The following is a 20250-nucleotide window of genomic DNA, read 5'->3' as shown; positions in this document are numbered from 1 at the left end:
GGAAGGCATGCATATCTCTGATCCCCGTGACCCTCGCCTGGACGATATTCGGAACCTCAACAAATCCGATAAATCCGGCGAGGGTTTGGTCATTGCAGAAGGCCCCTTGGTGGCAGCCCGCCTCATGGAATCGCGGTTCCCCATGCGCTGCCTTGTGGGCTTTCCCCAGAAGCTGGAGGCCTTCTTTGCCGAGTACGGCGAGCCCGAGTGCCCCGTCTACGAGGTCTCTCGCGAGACCCTGGCGGAGGTCGCGGGCTTCGATATGCACCGCGGGCTGGTTGCCGCAGCGGACCGCGCCCCAGAGTCGGAGGTGGGTGAGATCCTGGAGCAGGCCCGCACCATCGCCGTGCTGGAGGGCGTGGGGGATCATGAAAATATCGGCGCCATTTTCCGCCACGCGGCGGGCATGAACGTGGATGCGGTATTGCTCGGCTCCGGCGCTGCGGATCCGCTCTATCGCCGCTCGGTGCGCGTATCCATGGGCCATGTGCTGCGCGTGCCCTTCGCACATTTAGAGGGCGGTTTCACCACGTGGCAGCGCTCGCTGCAGGCGCTTGCCGATGCCTCCTTTACCCTCATTTCCTTAACCCCCAACCCCCAGGCGGTGCACCTGGCAGAGGCCATGCACGGGCAAGACAAGGTGGCCATGCTCGTTGGCGCGGAGGGCCCCGGGCTTACCGAGCACGCAATGAAGGCCACAGATATCCGCGCGCGGATACCGATGGCCCCTGGTACCGATTCTCTAAATGTTGCGACCGCGGCCGCCATTTCCTTTTATGAGCGCCAGCGCTCCTTAAGCGACTTGAACGTCTGACGCAGCCAGTTGCCAATCAACGAGCCGAGGTGTTTGGCGGTGGAAAGGATCTCATCGCCGGTGGAATCCGGCTCGGCATCGTGATCCTCGTAGTCGTCATAGTCGTTTAGGCCCAGCCTATTCGCGGATTGCGCGGCGAACTCGCTGACCGGCTGCTTTGGCTTGGGCGGATCGATCTTGGGTTCTGGGCGCCCGTCCACGGCATAACCCACGACGTCCAGGTCTGGGCCTTCCCGCCCCACGGTGATGCCCAACCAGTGTTCCTGGCCGGCCTCCATGATGCTGTGGGGCCGAAATGGCAGGGAAATGCCGCCGAGGGATTCGTCCTTTTCGCCGGCCCAAAACGGCGCCTCGAAGGGCTCGGGCAGGCCGGTGTCCTCGTACAGGCGGTCACGGGTGGCGCACAGGCTGCGCTTGAGCTCGCCGCCTTCCCACAGCGCGAAGCCCGCATAGTCCTCGTCCGCGTTGCTAATAAGCGCGATAACCCGCTGGGCGGGGACTGCGTTTAAGAGGTCGTTCGGCAGTTGGGAGAGCAGGACGGACTCGCCCTCGCAGACCGTTTGCACCACAGTAATGCCCGGGTAGCCGCCGATGTAGTATTCATTCGGATCCGTCTGCGCGGAGCGGTTGAGGGGGAATTGCCCAATCGGGGTGACCGGGAACTTGGGGTTGAGCTGGGCTAGGAACTTGCGGCCGAACCCGCGGTCCGCCTTGGGCTCGGTTTTGAGAACCTCTTCGGCGCCGGGCTTGGAGATGTACCACAGCGTGAGAACGGCATGAGAGATGTCCACTGTTTAGTCCCTCGGGCGCTTGGTATTGGAGCGAACGCCCAAAAGCACGTCCTCCCAGTGCGGGGTCACGGCCTTGCGGCGGCGCTTCGAGGGCTTGGATTCGGAGGACGGATTCTGCAGGAATTCCTCTTCTTCCGTCTCCTCGCTGGAACCGGAAATATCGGTGACATTGGCGGGCTGATCGCCGTCAATGGCTTCGTCATAGCGGCCGCTGCCCAATGAGGTTAGCGAGCGCACCGGCTGTACGAAGTCCGGGTCCGTAAGGTCTGCCGCGACCGAGTTGCGGGCCTCAACCGTAGCGGGCGAGGACATGGACTGCTTGAAGGTCCACTCCGCCTCGTTTTCAGAAAGGCCCGCCTTCCAGGTCACGCGCACAACCCACGGCTCGCCTTGGTGGCGGTAGGCATCCCACGTGGACTCCGAGAGGGAGTGGCCACGGGCGGCAAAGGAGCTTGCCAGTACCTCCCACAGGGTGAGCTTGGCCGGGCCGTCTTCGCGCACCGGGTGGGCCTGCTTGGACACCTCAGAAATGCGGTTGCGCTCCAGCATGACTGGGTAGGCAAAGGGCTCGATGCGCGATTCATCGACGTGCATCTCTTCCGCGAGCTCCGCGGTGGAGGCACCGGCACGAATGCGGTTTTGGATCTCTGCCGGCCGGATCTGCTTTTCTTCCTCTTCGTGGGAGGGCTTGGGCATCGGCGCTAGCTTTGGCGGCTCCGGCTTGCTAGCGGTGGGCGTGAGGGCGGAACGCAGCTCATCGGTGATGGGAAGGGAAAACTCTTCGCCTTCTTCGGTGCGTAGCACCAATGAGTCTTCGCTCGATTCGCTGTCAACGAGAAACAGCTCGCGCATAGTGTGGCGCTCCTTTGCCTATCGACGGAAGGACGGATCTGTGATGCAGTCAACTATAACGCGAAAAGGCCCCGCGCCATGCGAGGCGGCGGGGCATGTTGATCACTTAGTTGGCATCCAGCACGTAGTCGATGCACTGCGTGAGCTTGGCGATGTCCCCAGGCTCAATCGCCGGGAACATGCCCACGCGCAGCTGGTTGCGGCCCAGCTTGCGGTACGGCTCGACATCGAGGATGCCGTTGGCGCGCAGGGTGGCGGCAAGGTGGGCGGCATCGACGGAGTCGTCGAAGTCGATGGTACCCACGACTAGCGAGCGCGCTGCCGGTTCGCTAACAAACGGAGTGGCCTCTGGGCAGGATTCGGCCCAGTTGTACAGCGTGGAGGAGGATTCGGTGGTGCGCTTGACCATGCCGTCGAGGCCGCCATTGTCATTCATCCACTGAATCTGGTTATCCAGCATGAGCAGGGTGGCGATCGCCGGGGTGTTATAGGTCTGGTTCTTGCGGGAGTTATTCACCGCGGTCTGCAGGTTCAAAAACTCCGGAATGAAACGGTCGGAGTTATTGATCTTTTCGATGCGCTCCAGCGCGGCTGGGGACATGGCGGCGAGCCAGAGTCCGCCGTCGGAAGCAAAGCACTTCTGCGGCGAGAAGTAGTACACGTCGGTCTCTGCGATATTGACGGGGAGGCCGCCGGCGCCAGAGGTGGCATCGACAAGCACGAGCTGCTGGTCGTTGTGGGGGTGGGGGCGGACAACCTCCGTCATCGCACCGGTCGAGGTCTCATTGTGGGCCCAGGCGGCGACATCGGCATCGGCGGCAAGCTCGCGCGGATCCGGGGCGGTGCCGACGGGGGATTCGGTGAGCGCTGGGGCATCGAGCCACGGGGCCTTGGAAGAGGCCTTGGCAAACTTGGTGGAGAACTCGCCGAAGGTAAGGTGGGCCGACTGACGCTCGATGAGGCCGAAGGTAGCTGAATCCCAAAAGGCGGTGGCGCCGCCCAGGGACAGGACAATTTCGTATCCCTCAGGGAGCGAGAAGAGATCGCTTAAGCCCTCGCGTACGGAACCGACGAGGTTTTTCACCGCCGGCTGGCGGTGCGAGGTGCCCACGATAGCGGGGTCAATAGCCTCGATCTGGGCGGGGCGCACCTTGGAGGGTCCGCAGCCAAAGCGGCCATCGGAAGGCAAGAGATCTGCTGGCAGTGTGATTTCTGGAGTACTCATGCCGCTAGTGTAGAACAGTTCCGGTTGGATGGCAGGTATTTTGATGCCCGTAAACTTGTTGGCAGTATCACAAAGTTTGCTAGAGTGTGAATAGGTATAAGGCTGACTTGAATAAGTTAGTGCCTTAAAGAACTCTTTAACAGGGAAAGGAAATTCCGTGTCTACTGAAGAAAACAAGGTAGTACTCAAGCACGCCGGCAACGAGTACGAGATGGACATCAAGCAGTCCACTGAGGGCGATTCCGGCTTCGATATCTCCAAGCTCCGCAAGGAAACCGGGCTTGTTACCTTCGACCCCGGCTACACCTCCACCGGCTCCACCGAGTCCAAGATTACCTTTATTAACGGTGAGGAGGGCATCCTTCGCTACCGCGGCTACGATATTGCGGAATTGGCAAATAACGCCACCTTCAATGAGGTTTCCTACCTGCTGATTAAGGGCCACCTGCCGGACGAGCAGGAACTGTCGGAGTTCAATAACGCCATCCGCCACCACACCCTCTTGGATGAGGACTTTAAGGCGCAGTTCAACATCTTCCCGCGCGATGCACACCCGATGGCCGTGCTTGCGTCCTCCGTGAACATTCTCTCCAGCTACTACCAGGACCAGCTGGACCCGCTGGATGAGGAGCAGCTGGACAAGGCCACCGTTCGCCTGCTGGCTAAGGTGCCGATGCTGGCCGCTTACGCTTACCGCGCATCCCAGGGCAAGCCTTATATGTACCCGGATAACAACCTGAACGCGCGCGAGAACTTCCTGCGCATGATGTTCGGTTACCCCACCGAGGAGTACGAGGTTGACCCGGTTGTCTCCAAGGCGCTGGACAAGCTGCTCATTTTGCACGCTGACCACGAGCAGAACTGCTCCACCTCCACCGTCCGCATGATTGGTTCCGCACAGGCCAACATGTTCGTCTCCATCGCTGGCGGCATCAACGCCCTGTCCGGTCCGCTGCACGGCGGCGCTAACCAGGCCGTGCTGGAGATGCTCGAGGACATCGAGAAGAACAACGGCGGCGACGCTACCGACTTCATGAACCGCGTGAAGAACAAGGAAAAGGGTGTTCGCCTGATGGGCTTCGGCCACCGCGTGTACAAGAACTACGACCCACGCGCGGCCATCGTCAAGGAAACCGCACACGAGATCATCGATCACCTGGGCGGCGACCCGATGCTGGACCTGGCCATGAAGCTGGAAGAGATTGCGTTGAACGATGACTACTTCGTCTCCCGCAAGCTCTACCCGAACGTGGACTTCTACACCGGCCTCATCTACCGCGCCATGGGCTTCCCGACGGACTTCTTCACCGTCCTCTTCGCCATCGGCCGCCTGCCGGGCTGGATCGCTCAGTACCGCGAGCAGCTGGAGATGAACACCAAGATCAACCGTCCTCGCCAGATTTACACCGGTGAAACCCTGCGCAAGGTTACCCCTCGCAGCGAGCGCTAAATAGCGCTTTTGGTCGCCCCAATTCAACCGAATCGGGCTTGAGCACTATAATTGGTGCAGCTCGGTTCGGTTTCATTGCGACCGCACGAACAAACTAGATTTCCCAAGGAGACTAATCCCCATGGATAAACCTGTTATTGAAGCCCAGTCTGGCCCAGCGCCGACCGACCTCGTCATCGAGGACATCGTCGTAGGCGATGGCGCTGAAGCCAAGCCTGGTGGCGTAGTGGAGGTCCACTACGTTGGCGCCGAATATGAGACCAACCAAGAATTCGATTCCTCGTGGGACCGTGGCCAGTCCATCGAGTTCCCACTGACCGGTCTCATTGCCGGCTGGCAAGAGGGCATCCCGGGAATGAAGGTAGGCGGTCGCCGTCAACTCATCATCCCGCCGGAAAAGGCCTACGGCCCCGCCGGCGGTGCGCACCCGCTGTCCGGCCGCACCTTGGTCTTTATCATTGACCTCATCCGCGCCGACTAAGCTGCGCTAAAAATCGTTGAACCGGCTCTCCTTAAAGGGAGCCGGTTTTTCGTTGTGTAGTGGCAGTCAGTTCCCGCAAGGGGCCGCATAAGACGAGAAGCTGGGGCACAATGGGAATTATGACTGTGCCAACTATTTCATTCAATGATGACCGCGAGATGCCCCAGCTTGGACTGGGCACCTACAAACTCAATGACGATGAGTGCATTCGCGTAGTCCGCGAAGCCATTGACTTGGGCTACCGCCACTTTGATACGGCGACGCTGTACAAGAACGAAGAGGCATTGGGTACTGCGCTCAAACAAGCCATTGACGCGGGCGACGTCACCCGCGAGGACCTGTTTATTACCTCCAAGGTCTGGCACTCTCACCACGGCGCGCAGAAGGCGGAACAGGCCTTCCAGGAATCCATGGAGAAGCTGAAGCTGGATTACTTGGACCTGTACCTCATCCACTGGCCGTGGCGACAGGGTGGGCTGTATGTGGAGACTTTCGAATCCATTGCCCGCCTGCAGGGGATGGGGCAAATCGCTTCCATCGGTGTCGCTAATTTCTACGAAGAGGTCCTCGAGGACCTTATTGACAAGACCGGCATTACCCCGGTGCTCAACCAAGTGGAGCTGCACCCTGGGTTCACCCAGCCGGAGCTGCGCGAGTTCCACCACAAGCACGGCATCGTGACCGAGGCGTGGTCTCCGCTGGCGCGCGGTGTGGTGCTTAATAACCCGGAGATTGAAAAGATTGCCGCCGCGCATGAGGCTACCGAGGGGCAGGTAGTACTGGCGTACCTGATGGCCAAGGGCATTTCCGTTATTCCGAAGTCTGCCCGCAGTGAGCGGCTCAAGGAGAACCTGGCCGCCGCGGAGCTGGAGCTGGGCAAGGATGAAATCACGGCGATTGACTCCTTGGAAGGTCAAGAAGGTTTTGGCCGCATGTTTAATGATCCCCGTGAATTCCCGGGCGCGGAGGGCTAAGAAAGCACTCTCGGGCGAAGGAGCCACCGGCGACGGCGTCGTCGGTGGCTTTTGCTGTGCAGGATGGCTGAGTGGGCGAGTACGTGCTGGTTAAGGCACTCACCTCGCTGATAGGTGGTTCCTTTCGCGCCGCCTTCACTGATTAGTTAACGTCTGGTTAACAAAATTTGCGAACGCGTTAAACCTGGGATGGAGGGGGTGATTTGCATAGAATATTAGCCCAGTTCACCGGAACCTATCGGGCTAAAAGGGGGGGGGAGTTTTTGTGGGATGTATTGGCAATATTTACTGCTTTGCAAAGATTGTTCTGTATCTTACATATCAACGCGGGTAGTGATGAACAACACATTGCGCCTCGTTTGTACAGAACCTCTCTCACCCAAGGAGACAACCCTTCTATGAGTGATACAACTGCTCCAGTCGAGCGTCGTGAGCTTACGGCAGCCGACTACATAGAAATGCGCGATAGCGAAGAGTTTGGCGAGTTGCGCAGCGCTTATCGTAGTTTCACTTTTCCCATGACCGTCGCGTTTTTCGTGTGGTACATCGTCTACGTGCTCACCGCCGTGTTTGCGCCTGATTTTATGGCCATTGAGCTTGGCGATGGCGGCTGGAACGTCGGCCTCGTCTTCGGCCTGGCCCAGTTCCTGACCACGTTCATCATTACCTGGATTTACGTGAAATACGCCAATAAGAATATTCAGCCTAAATCGGTTGCTATTCGCGAGAAGTTGGAGGCCAAGTAAATGACTACCACTTACCTTGCACAAGAAACTTCTGCCGGTAACCCGATTCTGAATATCTCCATCTTCGGCATCTTCCTCGTGGTTACCATGGCCGTCGTGTTGCGCGCCGGCAAGTCCACGAAGAAGGCGTCTGACTTCTATACCGGTGGTGGCTCGTTCTCCGGCCGCCAGAATGGCTTGGCTATCTCCGGTGACTACCTTTCTGCGGCATCCTTCCTCGGCATCGTCGGTGCGGTGGCGCTTAACGGCTACGACGGATTTTTGTACTCCGTCGGCTTCTTCGTCGCCTGGCTCGTGGCCCTGATGCTCGTGGCCGAGCCGATGCGTAACGTGGGCCGCTTTACCATGGCGGACGTTTTGTCCTTCCGCCTGAAGCAAAAGCCGGTGCGCGTGGCCGCGTCCATTGCCACGCTCTTCGTGACGCTATTCTACCTCATTGCCCAGATGGCCGGCGCCGGTTCGCTGGTGGCCGTGCTGCTGAACATCCATGACTTTAAGTGGCAGGCAGTCGTCGTTGGCATCGTCGGCGTGCTGATGATCCTCTATGTCTTGGTCGGCGGCATGAAGGGCACGACCTACGTGCAGATGATTAAGGCCGTCTTGCTGGTGACCGGTGTGGTCATCATGTGCATCATGGTGTTTGTCTCACTGCGCGGTGGCTTCAGCAACATGTTCAGCACCGCTATTGATATGCACGCGTCGTCTGATTACCTCCATGAAAAGGGCTATGAGGCTAAGGAAATCATGGAGCCGGGCCTGAAGTACGGTGGCTCTACCGCCGCTAAGCTGGACTTCATCTCCTTGGGTATGTCCCTCGTGCTGGGTGTGGGCGGCTTGCCACACGTTCTGATGCGCTTCTACACCGTGCCCACCGCCGTTGAGGCTCGTCGCTCCGTGACCTGGGCCATCGTTATCATCGGTGCCTTCTACCTGATGACCCTGATTCTGGGCTACGGTGCAGCCGCACTGGTTGGCCCGGACCGCATCCTGAACGCACCGGGTGGCGCGAACGCCGCGGCACCGCTGCTGGCACTGGAAATCGGTGGCTCCATCTTCATGGCCATTATTTCCGCCGTGGCCTTTGCTACCGTGCTCGCCGTGGTGGCGGGCCTGGCGATTACCGCCTCCGCCTCCATTGCGCACGATATCTACCACGCGGTTATTCGCAACGGTGAGTCCACCGAGGCAGAGCAGGTGCGCGTCTCGCAGGCTACCGTGGTGGTGCTGGGTATCGTCTCCATTATCTTGGGCATCTTGGCGATGACCCAGAACGTGGCCTTCCTGGTCTCCCTGGCCTTCGCAGTGGCGGCATCGGCTAACCTGCCGACCATCCTGTACTCGCTGTACTGGCGCCGCTTCAACACCGCGGGTGCCGTGGCCTCCATGTATACCGGTGTTGTCTCCTGCTTGGTCCTCATCTTCTTCTCTCCAGCGGTATCCGGCACCGAAAGCGCCATGTTCCCGAACGCGGACTGGGCGATCTTCCCGCTGACCTCGCCGGGTCTGGTCAGTATCCCGCTGTCCTTCTTCGTCGGTTGGTTCGTATCCATCGTGACCAAGCCGGACAACTTGGACGAGTTGGCGGCAGAGATGGAGGTTCGTTCCTTGACCGGTGTGGGCGTCGAGGCCCCAGTCCAGCACTAATTGCCCGAAAGGTAGCAATTACCGGTAATATGGTTCGACGTGTTTAATCCGTCCTCTCTCAACGCGGCGGCATCAGTAAAGGCTGGTGCCGCCCTTGCCGTGTGCATGCTTGCCTGCTCTACGGTTGCTGGGTGCAGCAATAGCGAGCGAGATAGCACCGCCAAAGCCGAAGACACCACGATTACCGCGCATAGGGCGGCAAAGGTGCCCCCGCGCATCAATGAGTTCCTCAAGGGGGATGAGGACCATTCCATTAGCTATATTCGCCTGCACGATGGCATGTATATGGGCTCTGCGGCAGAACACGATCCCCGCCCGGCGCTTAGCCTCATCAAGCTCTACATCGCCACCTACGTCATTGAACAGGGTGAGTACGAAGACAAGTACGAGGCGCTCGGCATGATCGCCAGCTCTTCTGATAAGAGCGCCGAGGAGCTGTTTAAGAAGTACCCGGATTCCATCGATAAGATTGCCAAGGAATACGATCTGGAATCCACCAAGGCGGGCGAGACCTGGGGCTATTCGGAAACCTCCACCTATGACGTGGCCAGCTTTATCTCGCAGCTCATCAAGCGCGATGAAACCCATCCCGTGCTGGTGGCGATGTCGCACGCGGATCCAGTCTCAGAAGATGGTTATGACCAGGATTATGGCACCGCGAAGCTTTCTAATGTCGTGGGCAGCAAGTGGGGCTGGTCCAACGATAAGTCCATCAATTCCTCGGTGTCCTTTGGTAAAAACTTCGTCGCCGCGGCCTCCATTAATGGCTCTGCCGATGACCTCACGGACTACGTCAAGAGTGAGATCAATGGTGAGAACCTGGGCAAGGCCACCGAGCGGTTTCTGAAGTACAAGGACGGCGAGGACGTCCCGCCCATCGAGACAACCTCAAAGAAGCCGACCTCGAGCGAGAAGAAGGACAAGGACAAAAAGGACGAAAAGAAGTCCTCCGAGCCCAAGGGGAAATAGGCCTACTTAATGGCCTTGGCGATGTCCTGGGCGGCATCGGCAAGCCCGCGGATTTGCTCGTTGCTTAGCGATGACCCCTTAAAGCTCACCCCATCCGCGGTGACCTGCGGCAGCTCCGGCATATTCGGGATGGCCTTGTCCAGGGTGGAGCTGAGATCCTGGATGCCTGGCTGCTTGGACCCGGGCGTCCATTGACCCCAGTCGCTGGCGTAGACCTCGTTGACATCGACGATGACGTTCTCGATGGTCTGCTGGCGCGACTGCGGAAGCTGGTGAATGGTGGTCTTGGGATGGATTTTCCCGTTGGAGCCCCAGTCGTGCATCCAGTAGAACGTGCCAATCCCATCGCGGCTGGCCCACTCGATGGTGTTGTAGTTGCCGTAGACGCCGGTCTGGTAGCCGGCCACGGACAGGGCCTTGGAAAACGCTTGCAGGTATGGCCGGATGAACTGGGTGTAGTGCTCGCGGGTGGGGTTATCGTCGATGGCGATATAAATGGGGCGGTGCGTGGGTCCACCGGCGGCCTTGTGCAGCGAAATGGCCTGCGGGGCGTGGATGGCGGCGCCCGCCGCGCCCTGCTTCCAATCGGCGGTTTCGGCGCGGCCGAATTGATAGACCGAAGCCGTGGGTAGGCCGGCGGCGGCATTGGCGGCAGTCTCTTGGAGTGTGACCGGCTTGCCGGTCATCCAGGCCGCGCCGGGGCGCTTATTGGAAACGTAGCGAATGGCACCGATATGGCCCGCACGCTTGATGGCGGCGGGGGAGGGGATGCCGGAGGAAAAATCGATAATGGTGCCGCGCACCGGGCCGAGGGCGGCGGCAGAGGGTGCGGCCGCACCAATGGCGCCGGCGGTAAGGGCAAGGGCGCTTGCCTTCAAGAGGCCGCGACGAGATAGAGACGGCGACATGAATAACTCCTGCGGTGATTGCATTAGTCACAATAGTTAACAAATGCACCATAGCAGGAGACGGTGGGGGAATCGTGTTTATTTTGACTCGTTGCTAAATTCCACGTTCGTGGCGTGTTCTACGGTGCGCGATACCGTGCAATCCTTCTCGTGGGAGATGCGGATCAGGTTATCCACGAGCGCGCGGGCCTTATCGCCATCTGGGGTGGAGGGGAAGGCGAGGTCGAAGGAAACGCGGACATCGGAAAGCCGCGAAGCGCCATCCTCATCCACGCGGTCGCCCTCTGCGCGCACCTGGAAAGACTCCGGCTCGGTGCGCCGGGAGGTTACGACATCCACATCCACCGCGGTGCACCCAGCGACGGCGGCCAGCAGGAGCTCTACCGGCGACAACAGGCCCTCCCCGCGGCCAAATTCGATGCTGGCCCCATCCGCATTGGTGGCCCGGTACACCGAATTTTCTACGCGGTTAAGGTCAACGGAATACTGCTTGATGATTTCACTCATGGCTTAGAGCTTAAGCCAGGCTCGGGATATAGGCCACGCTGCCGCCCAAGGACATGGTGATAAAGATGGGCGCGATAACCAGGGGGCCGAGCCATACGCGGCCGGTATTGGCATAAAACATCTTGTTCAAGATGGGCAGCAGGATCATCATGGGCAAGATGGACTGCAGCATGTTCACATACAGCCAGTCATCGGTCCAGTGCACCGTGCCGGTGGCGGCGAAGACGGAATATTGGATAACGAAGATCATCGCCAAGCCGACAGAGTTCGCCAGCGCCGCGATGAGGTAGGTCTGCCACTTGGGCGTATCGCTATAACGCGTGCCCACGCCGGCGCGAATGGAGTTGGCCAGATAGAAGATGAACATCGCAGGTACGTACATCAGCGCCACCAGGAACCAGCGCAGCGTCAGCGGGCGCGAGGCCACGACCAAGAAACGGTAATCATTGTGGAAGGCAAGATACACAATGGATAGCACGGAGAAGTACACAAAGAGCAAGATGAAGGCCAGCAGTAGCGTGCGCCCAAAGGTGCGCCAGCTCATCGTGATGCCCCACGCGCGGGCGCGCTCGCCGCGGGCATAGGTGGACTTATCCCGGGTGATATAGAACAAGATAAGCCCGACGATGCCGTTGACGATGGCCCACAAGACCACCGAGTTGACCATGCGCGCCGGGAAGAACCAGGTGCTGACCTTATTCGCGGCATCGTAGAAGACGTCCTGCGAAAGGTTCGCCAGCGGCATGAACGTGAAAAAGGCGATGGCTGCGGTTAACACGAAAAAGCCCCAGAACTTCGCGGCTTCTTTGCCCCGCGGACGCTTCGGTACGGTTGGGAGCGCCTGGGCTACTGGCGCAAAGTAGCGGGTGCGCAGGAGCATTCGGGTCAGCGGGAAGAGCATGGCGATGCCGCCGATGAGGGAAATGAGGTTAAAGACTTCTTTCAGCCACCACGTCTGGTTGCCGGAATCCATCTTCACTGGGGCATCCAGGGTGTCATCGAAGAACTCGAGAATGCTGCCGATGGCACTAGGTGTGAGCGGCTGCAGCGGGTGCAGCGTTTCATCGTTATAGGCAACGCGGTACGTGCCCTTGTCGATGTCCCCGTAGCCCCGGCCGATCTCAATGTGGTCCACCTGGTCTTGTTTCTTGAGCCCAGAGTTGACCATGGACAGAGCCTCTGGGGCATCGCGCAGATCGCCATCGCCGTTGATATTTCGGTAGCCGCCTTCATCGAAGCGGGCATAGCCCAGCGCCATATTTGAGTGCACGTGGGCAAACTTCTTATCGTTTAAGTTCTTGAGCCAGCCAGAGATAAAGACCGCGGAGATCTTATCTAGGTCCTCGGCGCGCTTGCGCTCGCCATCTGTGATGGTGGTGCCGCCTTCGCTATTCGGGTCCTTGGCAGCTTCGAGGGCATCGTCTACCTTCTTGCCGTACTTATTGGCTGCGGTGCGCACCGCAGTACCACCGGCGGAGTGGCCGGTAATGCCGATGCGATCCTCATCGACGTAATTAAACGTATCCAGGTGGTCTGTGACGTAATCAATGGCGGTCACCACGGCGGAATCACTATCGTCTGGGTGTTGCGAGCTGGACTCGCCCTGGTTATACGGGTCAACCACCAGGGTGACAAAGCCGCGCCGGGCCAATTCCAACGAGTTGGAGACCTGGGTTTCCTTAGTGCGCTGGAAACCGGGCGAGACGATGACCATCGGCGCTTTATTCTCCGGCGTCGCGTCCTTCGGCCGGAAGAGATCTGCGGTGACCGTAGCGCCGTGCTTGCCGGCGATTTTGAGGTCAGTGACCTGAATTTTGCCGCCATCGGTTTGTACCAGGGATGAGCCCAACCCACCGACGAGAACGATGACGATGCACACAAAGAGTTTCCAGCCATCGCTAAAGCGGCGCTTCTTCGAAACCTCAGCGGGCAACTGCTCTGTCTGCTGCTCTAGAGAAAGAGACGACTGTTCTTCCACGGGAGTGGGGGAGGGGGATGCGGAGTCGGACATATACGCGTTCCTTGTTGGTGGTGCTTAATTGAAACGAGTGGGCTGAAAGTCCGATAGTGGAAAACTTAAAGTCCAGCGTGGAAGCACATTAGGCCCGCCGGAAAGCGGGTGCAACCGTTGCAGTAAAAGGGGGTGCTGGACAAGTGCTGAACAGGCAAAAGCTCGCGCGATGCGGTGAATTAATAAATCAAGGGCGGCGAGAAGCGGATACGCACCGATTGTCCAAGGGCTGGTTTATGAGCTGCGGTAGTCCGGAACGTGACCCCAGATTCATGGGAGGCGGTAACGGAGTAGTGCCCGGCTTCGAAAATGGCTGAGTCAACTACCGCTGGAACCGTGGCACCTGGTTGGTCTTCCTCCACGATTTTGGCGTGGCGCGGCAAGATGGCGGCTTTAGTGCCTTCGCCTCGCACGGTTACTTCGCTCAATGGCCAAGAGATGCCAAGAGCAGGGCACTCGACGCTGTCACCTGAAATAGAGGCCTGGACAATCGTGGCATCCGAAATAAATCCCGCGACCACCGGGTTAGCGGGATTTTCCAGTAATTGTTGCGGGGTAGCAATCTGCTGGATTTCGCCGCCGTCTAGAACCACGACTCTATCTGCAATTGCCAGCGCCTCGGCGCGATCGTGGGTGACGTGCACCGTGGTTAGGCGTTGTTTTTGTGTCAGGGCTACCAATTCGCGGCGCAAATTATCGCGCAGTGGTTCATCGAGGGCCGAAAGAGCCTCATCCAGCAATAAAACTGTGGGATTAGCGACGATCGCCCGGGCCAAAGCAACGCGCTGGCGCTGCCCGCCAGAAAGGCTGTCCGGTATACGCTCCTCGAATCCCGGCAGGCCCACGAGAGCTAAGGTCTCAGAAATGCGCACTTCGCGCTCTGCCTTAGCTACTTTTGCCTGGCGCAGCGGGTAGCCAACGTTGTCCTTCACAGACATGTGCGGCCAGATCGCGTGCTGTTGGAAGACCATGCCGATGCCGCGTTTCTCCGGCGGAATATCAGTCATCTGCCGGCCATCTATGTAAAGCTCACCTGACGATGGAGAAATAAAACCAGCGATGGTGCGCAAAAGCGTGGTTTTACCGGAGCCTGACGGGCCAACGAGCGCGATGAGTTCTCCGGGTTCGATGGAGAGGCTGATATCGCGCAGGCCGGTGGTTCCATCTGGAAAAGTGACCGTGAGGTGGGAAGCTGCAATTTTCGCCATTATTATGTCCTTACCTTAGGAGCGCGGATAGTCAGTGCGAGGGCAATGATGCCCAGCAGCGCGAAGAGCAGGGCGAGTGCTGATGCCTGGTTATAATCTCCTGCCTGTTGCAGATTGAATACTTGGACACCCAGTGTTGTGGTTCCGGGGGCGACGAGGAGTACGGAAATAGTAAGTTCTCGAATCGCGGTCACCGCGACCAGTACCGCGCCGGAGATGGCCGCCGGAATGGTCATCGCGCCGGTGGTAGTAAATAGCGCCTTAAGCGGTGTGGCGCCAGAAATACGCGCTGCTTCTTCCACGGTGACCGGGGTGCTAATGAGCGGTGCACGCACGGATTGGACAACGAGTGCGGTAAAAGCGCAGACATAGGCGATAAGGATTATCCAAATGGTGTTATACAGCCCGGTATAGCGCCCGGCAATCAGCCAGGCGACGCCGATGATGAGCCCAGGCAGCGCGCTCGGTAGCAGCGCAGAAAGTGTTAAAAGCGTATTTCCCCGCGCCTGGGTCCGAGTCACTAGAATTCCGATGACCCAGCCGAGAATCCCGCAGATTATCGCGGCGGTTATCGACAAAAATGCGGAATTGGTTAGGCCGTCGATAACGCGCGGGTTGGATAAAGCAGCGCTAAAGTTCGCCAGCGAAATGGTTTCAAGAGTAAATGGAACCCCAGGGGCTGGCAGCAACGCGCGGTAGGCCAAACCGAGGATCGGGCCAATGGAAATGGCGAGTCCGCACACCCACATGATGATCGTGACCGGCCAACGCGCTGAATGCAGCGCAAAGCGCGCCGGGCTTCCGGAGTTATGGGTAGAAGACGAGTTTTTCAGGGAGGTGAGATAGTCCAAAATGACGGCGCCGATTCCCAAGAATAAGAGGACAACGCCGATGGTAGAGACCACCTGCAAAGGATTGGATACGGTGCCGGAATCAATGAAGCGGTAAATCATCGTCGCAAGGGTTTCGAACCGAGCAGGTGAGCCGATAATGGCGGGAATCCCAAAGTCAGCCAGATTAGCAATTGCCGTGAGGGTAAACGCGGACAACAATGCAGGGCGCAGGAGCGGAAGGGTGACCGTGCGCAGAACTGTCACCACGGAAGCGCCCGATACCCGGGCGGCCAGTTCAAAATCAGGGGAGATGGAGCGCAGGCTTGAAGAAATGATGACGTATGCCGTGGGAAAAGAGTGGATAGTCATCAGCGCTATGACCCCGTCTGCGCCGTAGATATTCCATATTTCGAACCCAAAGAGCTTATTTAATCCCTGATTCGGGCCGAAGAGTTGAATCCAGGCGATCGCTCCGATAAATGGTGGAACCAAGAGCGGGGAAAGCAGGAATAGGCGCAGCACCGAAGAACCGTAGATATCCGTGCGGTCTAGCGCGATGGCTATAACGGTGCCGATGATGACGGCGGCGAGCGCCGAAAGCGCCGTGGTAAAAAGCGAATTCCATGTGGCGATGCCGAGACCTTGCTCTAGCAGGACGGGAATTTGGTTTCCGCCCAGTGCAAGGGAGACAACAAGGGCTAAAGGCGCGATGAACAGGCCGATGGCAATGAGCCACACGCCAACGCGCAGCGCGGATACGGAGGGATTTTTCAACAAGGGAGCCATCAAGAACTAGGAAGAAACTGCCTTCTGGAAAACCTCGACGGCGGCGTCTTTATCCTTGGTGATTTTTTCTAGGTCTTGGTCCATCAACTCAATGTCTGCGAGTTCAGGGGTGGCTGCTGGGGTTCCCACGTCTTCGCGCACCGGGAGGTACGACTGATCGACGGCAATTTCTTGTGCCTTCTTCGAAAGCAAGAAGTTGATGTATTTTTGTGCTGCTTCTTGTTCCTTGGAGTCTTTGAATACGCCCGCGGGCTCAGAAATATACGGTGATCCCTCGGTGGGGTAGGCGAGGGCAACCGGGGATCCCTTATCCGCGAGGTCGCGGACTAAGTAATCGACGACCACGCCGACGGGCCTAGAACCGGAGGCGATTTCTTGGGAAGTAGGGCCATTGGACTCTGCGATCATCGGGGAATTCTTGCCTAGGTCTTCGATCCACGCTTCACCGAGGTCTGAATTGTTCTTCCATGCTGAGGCATTGAAGGCCGCCGCACCAGAGACCGCCGGGTTAGGCATGACGAGTTTGTCCTTGTACTTCGGATCGGTGAGATCTGCCCACGAGGTCGGGGCATCAACTTCTGCGATTTCATCGGTGTTATAAGCAATGACCGTAGGGATGATGCGCGTGCCGACATAAAAATTCTCGTCGTCCTTGGCCTCGTCGATGATGTCGTCGGAATCGACATCGGCAAGCTCGATGAGGTCACCGTCCTCGGCGTAATTTTCAAAGGTAGGAGCATCGGCCGCCCAGAAAACATCTGCTTCAATGTCGCCAGATTGCTTCTCCGAAGAAATGCGCGCGTTCAAATCGCCGGTACCAGCGCGGTATACCTTGACCTCGATATCGGGGTTTTCTTCATTGAAGGCCGCATTGATTTCATCGACCTTCTCTTCCGGCTCGGAGGTATAGACGGTAATAGTGGTTGAATCGCTTGCGACCTGCGTATCGTCATTGTCGGTCGCAGGCTCACCGCACGAACTAAGAAGAACGGTTGAAGCAAGGGCTAGGGCAGCGAGAGAAGAGTGCTTCGGCTTCATTGGGGAAGGTCCTCCAGAGAGAGAGTAGTTAACAGGAACGTCTATCTAACTGCGCCGAAGTTAAGGCAACTTGGGATAGGTGTGAACGCACAGTAAATTCTTTGAGCTCCTGGGCGGATGTCGTGGAGGTGTGGCCAAGGAGCCTCGCTCGAGTGGGCAGCGGTTAGCGCTAAAAAGCGGGAAACCACGAGGTGACAAGCTCGAAGTAGCCCCACATTGGGGGTTAACCTATAGCTCAATAGATATTTGTATACCTGTAGTACTACCGTTATGAAAAGCAATGAAGGAACCCTACAAGGAGAAACAATGGATTCGGTGATCGCAGGCAATGCGAGCTGGATGCTCATGAGCGCGGCTCTCGTGCTTCTCATGACCCCAGCCCTGGCACTTTTTTACGGAGGCATGACAGAGCGCCGCGGCGTGCTCAATATGATGTTGATGTCCTTCGGCTCACTAGCGGTAGTCAGCATCATTTATGTCCTCTGGGGCTGGTCGATGAGCTACGGCACGGAGTCCTGGGGCGGCATCGTTGCCAACCCCTTCGAGTTCTTCGGGCTGAAGGATTCCATCTTTGATGCCAATGGTGAATACCTCGAAGGCGCGGAAGGCTACGCCAATATCATTGATATCGGCTTCCAGCTCACCTTCGCCGTTATTTCCACCGCGATTATCTCCGGTGCACTCGCCGGCCGTGTGAAGTTCGGTACCTGGATGGTATTCAGCGGCCTGTGGGCAACCTTTGTCTACTTCCCGCTGGCTCACATGGTCTGGGGCGGCGGCATCCTGGGTGAGGGCGAAAGCAGCGTCACCAGCTGGATCTTTGGCAGCGAAGGCGGGGAAGCGCTTGTGGCCCCCATTGACTTTGCCGGTGGTACCGTCGTCCACATTTCCGCCGGTACGGCCGCACTGGTCCTCGCGATTGTCGTGGGCAAGCGCCAAGGCTTCCCGAAGAGCGTGCAGCGCCCCCACAACCTGCCCATGGTCATGCTCGGTGCCGGCCTGCTGTGGTTTGGTTGGTTCGGCTTCAACGGTGGTTCCGCCTTCGCAGCCGATGGCCTCGCCGGCCTGGCCTGGGTCAACACCACCGCCGCAACGGCTGCGGCAATCCTGGGCTGGTTGCTCGTGGAAAAGCTGCGCGATAACTACTGCACCTCCCTGGGTGCAGCCTCCGGTGTGGTCGCAGGACTTGTCACCATTACCCCAGCTGCGGGCGACCTGAACCCAGTGACCTCGCTCATCATGGGTGCCCTCGGCGGCATGCTGGGCTGCCTGGGCGTGGGCCTGAAGTTCCGCTTCGGCTTCGATGACTCTCTCGACGTCGTGGGCGTCCACCTGGTCGCCGGCCTGTGGGGCACCGTGGCGGTTGCTTTCTTTGCCAATGACCGCGGCATCTTCACCGGTGGCGGCGCCGAGGGCTGGAAGCTGCTCATCGTACAGATCCTCATCGCCGCAATCGCCGTGGCCTTCGCCGCAGTCATTACCGCCATCATTGCGGTGATTTTGAAGGCGACCATCGGCTGGCGCGTGACCGACCAGATTGAAACCGACGGCATTGACTTTGGTGGTCACCGTGAGACCGGCTATGACATTGGCGGCCGCGCTATGCGCGGTACCACCAGCCGCAACTAAAACGCCCAGCGATACCTAGGAGCAACAATGAAACTCGTAACAGCCGTGGTCAAGCCCTTTACGCTTGATGATATCCAGCAAGCACTACAAAAACTCGGCTCACCGGGCATGACGGTCACCGAAATCGAAGGCTTTGGCCAGCAACGCGGTAACAAGGAAATCTACCGCGGTGCCCAATTCGCCACCTCCTTTGTGCCCAAGGCCAAAATCGAGCTCATCGTGGCAGACGATGACGCCGAAGCGATTGTCGATGCCATCGTCGACGCCGCCTGCACCGGCGAAATCGGCGACGGCAAGATTTGGATCGCACCCGTCGAAGACGTCATCCGCGTTCGCACCGGCGAGCGAGGCGAGAAGGCTATTTAAGGCTCCAACGCACCAGCGCCCCAGGCCTCCACAGAAGACTGGAGGCCTAGGGCTTTTGCTGCGGTGTGTGAACCTGGGATTTTAGCTTTCTAGCTGGCCAGTTTCTTTTGCGGAGGCCATAATATTGGCCAAGGCATCCACCAAGCTATCCAGCACGTTTTTATCGCTGGACACTAGAGCATCGCGCTGCTTGCGCTGTTCGATGCCGCTAAAAATTGCACGCGTTGCTTCTGCCTTGAACCGCTTAGAGCGCTTGAGCTGCTCCTTGGAGTTTTCTTGGCCGAGTTTCACGGCCGCGGGCTGGCTGGAGAGCGTACCCCATGCAGCAACGATCATCTGAGCAGTACCACCGCTGTCAACGTCAACTCCCGCGAGCGAGAAAAGGGACCCGACCCCTGATTGGTGGACACGAGGGGAACAAGCCTCCAATCAACCTACTGGTTGATTGAAGTTTCAACCGCCTCTGCGATTCAAAGCCGGACAAGTCGGGGCAAGATATGTATTTAGAGAACTTGATCCCCTCGGCTATCCAGTCACAGCGATGACTGGGAAGGAGTAATGATATGAAGGCTTTGTACAGGGCAGCGATTTTCTACCTCGTCTTGGGCTTGGTCGCCGGCTTGTTGTATCGGGAGTTTACGAAGCTACAAGATTTCCCGGAAGGCGAATATACGCAGCTAAGCGTGGCTCACACCCACTTGCTGGCGCTAGGCTTCATGCTATTCCTTATCTTCTTGGCGTTGGAAAAGGTCTTTGCACTGTCGCGGCACCACCAGCTGTTCAACTCGTTCTTCTGGCTCTACAACGTAGGCGTGGTACTCACCGTCGGCATGCAAATTTCACACGGCATATTGACGGTGTTGGGCAAGGAATCCAATGAGATGATTTCGGGCATCGCCGGGCTGGGCCACATCTTTATCACGGTGGGGCTGACGGTCTTTCTCGTGAATTTGGGCCGGGCCATCAAGGAGCCAGATGCAGGCAGCGCCAATGCTTCGGTGAACGCCTAACTATGAGC

Annotated in this window: 20 protein-coding genes; 10 read left to right on the top strand and 10 right to left on the bottom strand. The window is 58.4% G+C overall.

Annotated elements, in window-relative coordinates; all coding sequences use genetic code 11:
- The first annotated feature begins 7 nt into the window (after nt 1–7).
- A complete protein-coding gene (locus MHX65_RS05780) occupies nt 8–814 on the top strand; it encodes a TrmH family RNA methyltransferase (RefSeq protein ID WP_239269230.1) in 807 nt (268 codons plus the stop codon).
- On the opposite strand, the gene MHX65_RS05775 is transcribed toward MHX65_RS05780, so the two are convergent.
- The 3 genes from MHX65_RS05775 to serC form a co-directional block, all read right to left on the bottom strand.
- Entirely contained in the window at nt 775–1605 is an 831-nt protein-coding gene (locus MHX65_RS05775) for a DUF6928 family protein (RefSeq protein WP_239269229.1), read from the bottom strand. The genes MHX65_RS05780 and MHX65_RS05775 overlap by 40 nt on opposite strands.
- 3 nt (nt 1606–1608) lie before the next feature.
- On the bottom strand, nt 1609–2457 hold the full coding sequence (gene sepH, locus MHX65_RS05770) for a septation protein SepH (protein WP_239269228.1): 849 nt from the start codon (nt 2455–2457) through the stop codon (nt 1609–1611).
- Nucleotides 2458–2563: 106 nt separating this feature from the next.
- Entirely contained in the window at nt 2564–3682 is a 1119-nt protein-coding gene (gene serC / locus MHX65_RS05765) for a phosphoserine transaminase (protein ID WP_239269227.1), read from the bottom strand.
- 157 nt (nt 3683–3839) lie between these two features.
- On the opposite strand from serC, the gene MHX65_RS05760 reads away from it, so the two are divergent.
- The 6 genes from MHX65_RS05760 to MHX65_RS05735 all read left to right on the top strand — a co-directional run bounded on the left by MHX65_RS05760 (nt 3840) and on the right by MHX65_RS05735 (nt 9946).
- Nucleotides 3840–5132 carry a citrate synthase gene (locus tag MHX65_RS05760; RefSeq protein WP_239269226.1) on the top strand — a complete coding sequence of 431 codons (1293 nt, stop codon included), beginning with the start codon at nt 3840–3842 and terminating at the stop codon, nt 5130–5132.
- A gap of 121 nt (nt 5133–5253) precedes the next feature.
- A complete protein-coding gene (locus MHX65_RS05755; protein ID WP_023025863.1) occupies nt 5254–5613 on the top strand; it encodes an FKBP-type peptidyl-prolyl cis-trans isomerase in 360 nt (119 codons plus the stop codon).
- Between the two features lie 110 nt (nt 5614–5723).
- A complete protein-coding gene (locus tag MHX65_RS05750; protein ID WP_239269225.1) occupies nt 5724–6587 on the top strand; it encodes an aldo/keto reductase in 864 nt (287 codons plus the stop codon).
- Between the two features lie 398 nt (nt 6588–6985).
- On the top strand, nt 6986–7333 hold the full coding sequence (locus tag MHX65_RS05745) for a DUF485 domain-containing protein (protein ID WP_005279845.1): 348 nt from the start codon (nt 6986–6988) through the stop codon (nt 7331–7333).
- The gene (locus tag MHX65_RS05740) at nt 7334–8977 is read left to right on the top strand and encodes a solute symporter family protein (protein ID WP_239269224.1); all 1644 of its coding nucleotides are present in this window, start codon (nt 7334–7336) and stop codon (nt 8975–8977) included.
- Nucleotides 8978–9016: 39 nt separating this feature from the next.
- Nucleotides 9017–9946 (top strand): hypothetical protein, encoded by a 930-nt coding sequence (locus MHX65_RS05735; protein WP_239269223.1) that lies wholly within the window; start codon nt 9017–9019, stop codon nt 9944–9946.
- A 2-nt stretch (nt 9947–9948) separates the two neighbouring features.
- Here the strand turns inward: MHX65_RS05735 and MHX65_RS05730 are convergent, their stop codons facing one another.
- The 6 genes from MHX65_RS05730 to MHX65_RS05705 all read right to left on the bottom strand — a co-directional run bounded on the left by MHX65_RS05730 (nt 9949) and on the right by MHX65_RS05705 (nt 17237).
- Entirely contained in the window at nt 9949–10854 is a 906-nt protein-coding gene (locus MHX65_RS05730) for a DUF1906 domain-containing protein (protein WP_239269222.1), read from the bottom strand.
- Between the two features lie 78 nt (nt 10855–10932).
- Nucleotides 10933–11361: an OsmC family protein gene (locus MHX65_RS05725; RefSeq protein ID WP_239269221.1), complete on the bottom strand. Its 429-nt coding sequence runs from the start codon at nt 11359–11361 to the stop codon at nt 10933–10935.
- Between the two features lie 10 nt (nt 11362–11371).
- Nucleotides 11372–13372: a poly(ethylene terephthalate) hydrolase family protein gene (locus MHX65_RS05720; protein ID WP_239269220.1), complete on the bottom strand. Its 2001-nt coding sequence runs from the start codon at nt 13370–13372 to the stop codon at nt 11372–11374.
- A gap of 179 nt (nt 13373–13551) precedes the next feature.
- On the bottom strand, nt 13552–14580 hold the full coding sequence (locus tag MHX65_RS05715) for an ABC transporter ATP-binding protein (RefSeq protein WP_239269219.1): 1029 nt from the start codon (nt 14578–14580) through the stop codon (nt 13552–13554).
- A gap of 2 nt (nt 14581–14582) precedes the next feature.
- Nucleotides 14583–16187 carry an ABC transporter permease gene (locus tag MHX65_RS05710; protein WP_370657791.1) on the bottom strand — a complete coding sequence of 535 codons (1605 nt, stop codon included), beginning with the start codon at nt 16185–16187 and terminating at the stop codon, nt 14583–14585.
- Nucleotides 16188–16205: 18 nt separating this feature from the next.
- Nucleotides 16206–17237 (bottom strand): ABC transporter substrate-binding protein, encoded by a 1032-nt coding sequence (locus MHX65_RS05705; protein ID WP_239269217.1) that lies wholly within the window; start codon nt 17235–17237, stop codon nt 16206–16208.
- A 306-nt stretch (nt 17238–17543) separates the two neighbouring features.
- On the opposite strand from MHX65_RS05705, the gene MHX65_RS05700 reads away from it, so the two are divergent.
- Entirely contained in the window at nt 17544–18866 is a 1323-nt protein-coding gene (locus MHX65_RS05700; RefSeq protein WP_239269216.1) for an ammonium transporter, read from the top strand.
- A gap of 27 nt (nt 18867–18893) precedes the next feature.
- Entirely contained in the window at nt 18894–19232 is a 339-nt protein-coding gene (locus MHX65_RS05695; RefSeq protein ID WP_023025886.1) for a P-II family nitrogen regulator, read from the top strand.
- An 81-nt stretch (nt 19233–19313) separates the two neighbouring features.
- Here the strand turns inward: MHX65_RS05695 and MHX65_RS05690 are convergent, their stop codons facing one another.
- Complete coding sequence (locus MHX65_RS05690) at nt 19314–19568, bottom strand: hypothetical protein (protein ID WP_239269215.1); 255 nt, start codon at nt 19566–19568, stop codon at nt 19314–19316.
- A 227-nt stretch (nt 19569–19795) separates the two neighbouring features.
- Between MHX65_RS05690 and MHX65_RS05685 the strand changes: the two genes are divergently transcribed.
- Nucleotides 19796–20242, top strand: a complete 447-nt coding sequence (locus MHX65_RS05685; RefSeq protein WP_239269214.1) for a DUF2871 domain-containing protein — start codon at nt 19796–19798, stop codon at nt 20240–20242.
- Nucleotides 20243–20250 lie beyond the last annotated feature (8 nt).

It is taken from the genome of Corynebacterium sp. ACRPS (assembly GCF_022346005.1).
GTDB lineage: Bacteria > Actinomycetota > Actinomycetes > Mycobacteriales > Mycobacteriaceae > Corynebacterium.
The sequence above is the reverse complement of the archived record's forward strand: the minus strand, read 5'-3'. Positions and strand labels throughout refer to the sequence as shown.